The organism is Flavihumibacter sp. CACIAM 22H1, assembly GCF_001601815.1.
GTDB lineage: Bacteria > Bacteroidota > Bacteroidia > Chitinophagales > Chitinophagaceae > Flavihumibacter.
Genome location: NZ_LUKG01000108.1, coordinates 1 through 7,439 on the forward strand (window position 1 = coordinate 1; position 7,439 = coordinate 7,439).

Annotated in this window: 8 protein-coding genes; 7 read left to right on the forward strand and 1 reads right to left on the reverse strand. The window is 42.8% G+C overall.

Going from position 1 to position 7,439, the window contains the following annotated elements; genetic code table 11:
- The first annotated feature begins 8 nt into the window (after positions 1 to 8).
- From A1D16_RS19785 to A1D16_RS19815, 7 genes are all read left to right on the forward strand, one after another.
- The gene (locus A1D16_RS19785) at positions 9 to 158 is read left to right on the forward strand and encodes a hypothetical protein (RefSeq protein WP_290712773.1); all 150 of its coding nucleotides are present in this window, start codon (positions 9 to 11) and stop codon (positions 156 to 158) included.
- A 12-nt stretch (positions 159 to 170) separates the two neighbouring features.
- Positions 171 to 1,127 (forward strand): homoserine kinase, encoded by a 957-nt coding sequence (locus A1D16_RS19790; protein ID WP_290712756.1) that lies wholly within the window; start codon positions 171 to 173, stop codon positions 1,125 to 1,127.
- A 49-nt stretch (positions 1,128 to 1,176) separates the two neighbouring features.
- Positions 1,177 to 2,481, forward strand: coding sequence for a threonine synthase (gene thrC, locus A1D16_RS19795; protein WP_290712758.1), 1,305 nt, complete (start codon positions 1,177 to 1,179; stop codon positions 2,479 to 2,481).
- Positions 2,482 to 2,564: 83 nt separating this feature from the next.
- A complete protein-coding gene (locus A1D16_RS19800; RefSeq protein ID WP_290712760.1) occupies positions 2,565 to 3,248 on the forward strand; it encodes a response regulator transcription factor in 684 nt (227 codons plus the stop codon).
- A 1-nt stretch (position 3,249) separates the two neighbouring features.
- Positions 3,250 to 4,623: a HAMP domain-containing sensor histidine kinase gene (locus A1D16_RS19805; protein WP_290712762.1), complete on the forward strand. Its 1,374-nt coding sequence runs from the start codon at positions 3,250 to 3,252 to the stop codon at positions 4,621 to 4,623.
- Positions 4,624 to 4,741: 118 nt separating this feature from the next.
- Positions 4,742 to 5,227 carry a hypothetical protein gene (locus A1D16_RS19810; RefSeq protein WP_290712764.1) on the forward strand — a complete coding sequence of 162 codons (486 nt, stop codon included), beginning with the start codon at positions 4,742 to 4,744 and terminating at the stop codon, positions 5,225 to 5,227.
- Positions 5,228 to 5,245: 18 nt separating this feature from the next.
- Complete coding sequence (locus A1D16_RS19815; RefSeq protein ID WP_290712766.1) at positions 5,246 to 6,157, forward strand: bestrophin family ion channel; 912 nt, start codon at positions 5,246 to 5,248, stop codon at positions 6,155 to 6,157.
- Positions 6,158 to 6,161: 4 nt separating this feature from the next.
- Here the strand turns inward: A1D16_RS19815 and A1D16_RS19820 are convergent.
- Positions 6,162 to 7,439: prolyl oligopeptidase family serine peptidase (locus A1D16_RS19820; protein ID WP_290712769.1), on the reverse strand; the 1,278-nt coding region annotated here is incomplete at its 5' end.

Here is a 7,439-nt window from a genome sequence, read left to right on the forward strand (position 1 = left end):
GGCATGACCTGTTTCATTTATATGGAAAAGATAACATCGTTTTATTCTACACAGAACGCTATCCGGAACAGCCAATGGTTATTAAAGGAGCAGGTGCCGGGGCCGATGTAACAGCATCAGGCGTATTTGCCGACATTTTAAGAGCCACTTTAACCTAGAATTAAATCAAAATGCAAGCAATACAACGCATTGAACCAATATTTGACCGGGAAATTGAAGTTATATGTCCGGCTACCGTGGCTAATCTGGTCTGCGGATTTGATATACTGGGCATGGCGCTGAAAGACCCCTCCGATAGCATTACCATGAAATTAAGCAGAGAGCCGGGCATACGGATTCAGCATACAGATGCTTACCAGCTTCCCTCTGATCCGGCACAGAATGTAGCGGGCGCAGCACTGCTTGATCTGCTGCAGGCGGTGAATGAACCGGTAGGCATAGAAATCAGCATCACCAAAAAAATCAAACCAGGAAGTGGCCTCGGTTCCAGTGCAGCCAGTTCAGCAGGCGCTGTAGTGGGCGCCAATTATTTATTGGGAAACCCCTTTGAAGGAAAAGACCTGGTTCGCTTTGCTATGGCAGGTGAAAAAGTTGCCAGCGGTGTTAAACACGCGGATAATATTACGCCCTGCATCCTCGGAGGAGTTACCCTAATCCGTTCAATTTTTCCCCTGGATATTGTTCAACTAGCCGCTCCTCCTCTGCATGTAACCGTTGTGCATCCCCAGATTGAAGTAAGAACTTCGGATGCAAGGCAGATTTTACGCAAAGAAGTATTGTTGAAAGATGCTATCCGTCAATGGGGTAATATAGCCGGGTTAGTTGCCGGCTTTCTCCAGTCTGATTACGCCCTGATCGGACGTTCCCTGGAAGATGTGATCATAGAACCCGTTCGAAGTATATTGATACCTGGTTTTGATGAAGTTAAAAAAGCCAGTCGTGAAGCAGGTGCATTGGGTGGGGGAATCAGCGGATCCGGTCCGTCTATATTTATGCTCAGTAAAGAAGCAGCCACTGCTTCAACCATTGCAGGAATTATGCAGGATGTATTTGATTCTATAGGAATTGATTCAAAAATTTATATCACCGAAATTAATAACAAAGGATGTGAAGTAATAGAGCGATAGTCTAATATGCATTGCACCGCTCCTGCTTCACTTTCCCGGTTTTACACTTATGTACTACTCCAGCCTTCAAAACCAGTCGCCCAGTGTAGATTTCAGAACTGCCACTATACAGGGACAAGCACCCGATGGTGGCCTCTATTTTCCGGAACAGATCCCGCAGCTTCCCAAAGCAACCATAGAGCAACTGCCATCTTTATCAAGGGAAGAAATTGCTTACCAGGTTATTCAACCCTTTGTGGGTGATTCAATACCAGAGAGCAAGCTTCGTGAAATAGTAACAGAAACCATCAACTTTCCCATTCCTTTAAAACAAGTACATGACCAGTATTATTCGTTAGAATTGTTTCATGGTCCAACCCTTGCCTTTAAAGATATCGGTGCCCGGTTTATGAGCCGTTGCCTTGGTTATTTTGCACAGGAAAAAAAGGAGCCAGTTACTGTTCTGGTTGCTACTTCAGGAGATACCGGCGGAGCAGTAGCAAGTGGTTTCCATAATGTTGAAGGAGTACGGGTGGTGATCCTATATCCTTCCGGAAAAGTTAGCTCGGTCCAGGAAAAACAACTAACCACTTTTGGCGACAATATCCAAGCACTGGAAGTACAGGGAAATTTTGATGATTGCCAGCAAATGGTAAAACAGGCATTTAAAGACCCCGAACTTACCCGTGCCATTTTCCTGACCTCCGCCAATTCTATTAATGTAGCCAGGTGGTTACCACAACAATTCTATTATTTCTTTGCCCTGCAACAATGGAAAGAATTAAAGCCTCCTGTAATCTGCGTTCCAAGTGGAAACTTCGGAAATATCTGTGCCGGCCTGATGGCCTGGAAAGCAGGGCTTCCTGTAGCCCATTTTATTGCCGCCTGTAATGCGAATGACGTAGTACCAAGGTTTTTGGAAACCGGTGCATACCACCCCCAACCAGCCATACCAACAATTTCTAACGCTATGGACGTTGGTAACCCTAGTAATTTTACCAGGATACTGGAAATCTTCCAACAGAACACCGATGCCCTTAAACGCCTACTATCGAGTTCCAGAACAACGGATGAAAAAACAAGAGACTTAATCAGGTCGGTATACCGGCAGCACTCCTACCTGCTGGATCCGCATGGAGCAGTTGCCTATGATGCGTTGCAGCAATACCTGAACAAGCACCCCGAACAAAAAGGTATACTGCTGGAAACCGCCCATCCCATTAAATTCCTGGATGTTGTGGAACCTATCATAGAAACCCCCATACCCGTACCCGATTCCATCGCCGAAACGTTAACAAAAACAAAAAAAGCGTACCTTATCGGTAAAAACTACGAAGAACTTAAGGCTTACTTATTGAATTCTAATCCGTTCTAATCAGTTTTTAAACTTTTGCAGAAAAGAAGCTGTTAGTTTCGTAGCTGGTAACTCTATTGGGCCGAATCAGAAAAATAGCAGCTATGTTGAACGTGTTATTGGTGGAAGATGAAATTTCAGTTGGCAATCTGATTAATAAAGGATTGTCGGAAAGAGGCTATAAAATCAGCCTGGCTCCGGACGGAGATATCGGGTATGAAATGGCTACCAAAAACGACTTTGATATCATGATCCTGGATATCATGTTACCCGGGTTAAATGGATTAGAACTGTGTAAACGACTCCGCAATAATAAGATCGATACGCCTATTCTGATGTTAACGGCTCTCAGCAGCACGGAAAATATTGTAACCGGACTGGATAGCGGAGCAGACGATTACCTCGCAAAGCCTTTTAAATTCGCTGAACTGGAAGCAAGAATCCGTTCTCTTGCCCGGCGTAAAAGCCAATTACAGCCGGAAGACAACCATGCATTACGTGTAGCAGACCTTGAATTAAACCCCGACAGTAAAATGGTATTGCGCAATGGAAAACGCATTAGCCTTACATCCACTGAATTTCGCCTGCTGGAATTCCTGATGAGAAATAAAGGAAAGGTTTTATCAAGGATGACCATTCTTGAAAATGTATGGGGCATTGACTTCAATATAAGTACAAATGTTGTAGATGTTTACATCAATTATGTACGTAAGAAAATCGAAAACTCTTTTGATAAAAAACTCTTGCATACAGTTGTGGGAATGGGCTACGTAATCAAGGAGTCCTGATATGAGAATTCAAACAAAAACAGGTATCCTGTTTACCATTATTACAGCTACGATTATTCTTATTATTAGCTGGACTTCCTATTTTATTACCAAGAGTTTTGTGAGCCGTGATTTTTTTAAGCGACTCGAGATACGGGTAATTGTAGCAACCAAAGTATTGTTTGAACAGGACCATATCACCACCAACACCTACCAGGAACTTCGAAAAAAATACCTCGAGACCCTGACGCAGGAAAAAGAATACGTGTTTCGTGTAGATACTATATATAAGCTGAAAGAAAGTAAATCTCTGATACCCTATTCCTATCTTAAAAGTATTGTACAACAAAAGGGCACTCCGGTTTATTTCAATAAAGGAGATGTAGATTTTGCCGGCATTTTTTACCCGGATGAAACAGGCGATTTTATAGTTATCAAATCGGCGGTGAATGAATACGGCATCAGCACGCTGGAAAATTTACGGAATATTAAGATTGCCACCTTTATACTGGCCGTTATTATTGTTTATACTACCAGTATTTTTTTCTCGAAAAAAACCTTTGAACCGGTTCGGGATATTATTGAACGTACAAAAAACATCAGCGCTTATAACCTCGGATTAAGATTAGAAGACAAAGGTGGTGGAGATGAAATAGCAGAACTGGCTAAAACCTTTAATAACATGCTGGACAGGCTGCAAACCGCTTTTGAAACCCAAAATAATTTCATCAGCAATGCTTCGCATGAATTGCGGACGCCTCTTACAAATATCGTAGGAGAAGCCGATTGGGCACTTACCAGAACCCGTAGCGTGGAAGAATACCAGCAGGCCATCAGCTCCATTCAACAACATGCTGACCAACTGAATAAAATAACGTCGGAGTTATTATCTCTTTCACAAATAAGCTTTAACGGACAACAACAGGAATGGGAAGAAATTGGCGTGGTAGAACTGATAGAAGAAGCTGCCTATTCAGTAAAAAACCTGATCAAAGGAACAGAGCTGAATTTGGACATAGAGGAAGAAATCCTGACCAATACACAACTCTCTATTAATGGCATTAGAACATTATTAAAATTGGCATTAGGAAATATAATTGCCAATGGCGCTAAGTATTCCAACCAGGAAAAAGTTGATATACGGGTAAAACACAAAGGGCAACATATAGAATTTACTATAGTAGACAGAGGTATTGGTATACCTGCTCAAGAAATTTCGCGGGTCTTTGAACCCTTTTTTCGCGCCAGCAATACCAAATCATTTGAAGGATATGGAGTAGGTTTACCTTTAGCATTAAATATTATCCGCATTCACGATGGCAATATCGAAGTAAGCTCAGTACAGTCAGCAGGAACAAGTGTTACTATAACCCTGCCGGTCAGTCAAAATCGTTAAACAAATTTTAGCTGATTCTAATTTTCTTATAATTTCCTTATGATCATCTAACACAAGATTTAAGCAGGGCTTATGTATCTCTAAAGCCCGAGACGGAGTTTTGTGTAAAATGCTGATCATGAAAAATATTTTATTTCCGACCGATTTCACCCCACAATCGCTGGGTGTTTTAGAACAGTATATAAAGGGAGCTTCCGGCTCGCGCATTACTATTATATTGTTTGCAAGCTTTGAAATGCCGGCTTCAGAACAGGAAGTAGTTGGCGCAGGTAATAAGCCGCATTTACAGGTCATGAACGAAGAATTCAGGAAAGGCTGTAAAAAACTGAAAGAAAAATATGCGGGTCTGATCGGTAATATTTTCTTCAAATACATGTATGGAAATACCCGCCAGGTATTCCGGAATTATCTTGATTTCAACGAAATAGACCAGATCTTTTTCCCGGAAGGTTTTCAGTTAATGCAACCGCATCCCAGGTTTCTCGACCCATCCTCACTCATCAATAATGCAGGCATTCCGGTGATCAGGGAATTACCAACTGTTGCAAACAGCCGGCCAAAACAGGCAGCGGGTCTGAAGACTGAGCTAAGCGCCTCTTACTAATCATCAAAACCGGATCACATGTTATTAAGAAAGAATATTCCCTTTTCCTATGTGTTAGGGAAGATAAAAACGGAGTTGTTGCTGATTACGATGTATGCAATTGTGATTGCGGTTTTATATGAAAACTATCATATTACCCGGATCTCCATTCCTATTGCCGTACCCACGATATTAGGCACCATTATTTCCTTATTGCTCGGATTCAGAAGTAACCAGGCCTATGATCGCTGGTGGGAAGCGCGTCATATATGGGGCGCAATCGTTAATGATTCAAGAACAATTTCCAGGCAGGTCATCAGTTTTACCAGCAATTTATACGAGGATGAAAATATTCAACGATTCAGGCAGCGCCTTATCAACCGGCAAATTGCCTGGTGTTATGCATTGGGACAGTCACTCAGAAAAAAATCGGCCTTAAAAGGCCTGGAGAAATGGATTTCTAAAAAGGATTTTGAATACGTGGAAGGATTTGACAATGTTCCTGCTGCGTTATTAGACCTGCATTCACGCGATATAAAAATTGCGTTAGACAAAGGTTGGATCAACACGTATCAGCAGGTGGAACTTGACAGAACCATCAGCCGGTTATGTGATTGTATGGGTAAGTGTGAACGCATAAAAAACACGGTATTCCCGGTCACTTACAGCCTTTACATTCATTTCTCCCTGCTGTTATTCATTGCCCTGCTTCCTTTTGGTGTAATCCAATATTTTGGCATGTTTGAAGTGCCATTGGTTGTAGCTATTTCGGCGTCCTTTCTTTTAATTGAAAAGATGGCTATTCATTTACAGGACCCGTTCGAAAACAAACCAACAGATACACCAATGACCAGCATTGCTGCAGGTATTGAAAAAAACCTGAAACAAATGCTGGCCGAAGAAATACCCGAACAGGAATTTGTTGCCGGGCAAAAATATTACATGATGTAAGCTGCTATTTCAGATAGGTATTGTACCAGGCAATATGTCTGTTGAGCCGATCGATCTGATAACTCGGAACAGAAATACCATGGTATTGTTTCGGGTAAATTACCAGACCGGTGGGTATACCAACAGATTTAAATGCCTGGTACATTTGTTCTGCACCAATTACAGGAACATTGAAATCACTTTCGCTGGCCATAAATAAAGTAGGCGTTTTTATTTTATCTACTTTGAAGAAAGGGTAAGAAACCGCTATCCATTTATCCCGGTTTTTCCAGGGAACTCCCAGTTCATTTTCATATTGGGCTATGTACTGATCACTGCCATATAAGCTGAACTGCAAAGCACTTCCCGCACCACTCACTGCAGCTTTAAAACGAGTATCGGTGGCAATGGTGTAATTGGTAGTTATGCCGCCATAACTCCAACCACCTAAACCCATGCGATTAGGATCGGCTATCCCGGCCGCTACCAGGTAATTGGCTGCGCCGATTACATCCATTACTTCCTTGTTTCCCCAATCACCATAAATTGACCGGATAAAGCTTATTCCCCTGCCGCTGCTACCCCTGTAATTAACGGCAGCTACTGCATATCCTGCCGCTGCATAAACCATACGGGTCATATCAAATTCAAACTCATCCTGCGCTACCGGCCCTCCATGAATAAACAGGATCAATGGAAGTTTTTGTCCGGGCTGGTAGGTAGCCGGTTTATACAGAATACCTGAAATTTTAGTACCGTCTTTACTGGTTGATTGAAATCCTTCTACCAGGGGCAGTTGCAAAGGCGCCAGGAAACTATCCTGATGATGGGTCAGCTGGCGCAATGTTCCCCCCTCTGCGGTAAATAACTCAGCTGGCAGGGTGGGCGTACTGCGCAAGGCCAGGTAAGATTTTTTAGGCGTATTAAGTTCAATTCCATAAATGCTATGATCGCCTTGTGTCAGGGTTTCGGTTGTACCAGTGGTACTTACACGGATTACCTGAACCCTCCGGTCATCTTCCATCAGGGCAAGCAGGGAATTGCCCGTGGACTCCCACCGGAAATGCTGAACCGGGCGATCGAGCCGGCTCGTTAGCAGGGTCGATTTTTTATCCGCCAGGGAAATGATTCCAAGTATCGAATGTCCATACATTGTAAACGCATCTTCACTTGAACTTTGCAGGTAGGCAATGTTTTTACCGTCGGAACTGAATGCAGGCCGGCTATCGGATCCTTTCCAGGTAGTAATCGGGTATGCGGTTGCTCCTGGTTTTAATTCCATCAGGAAGATATCCGAATTATC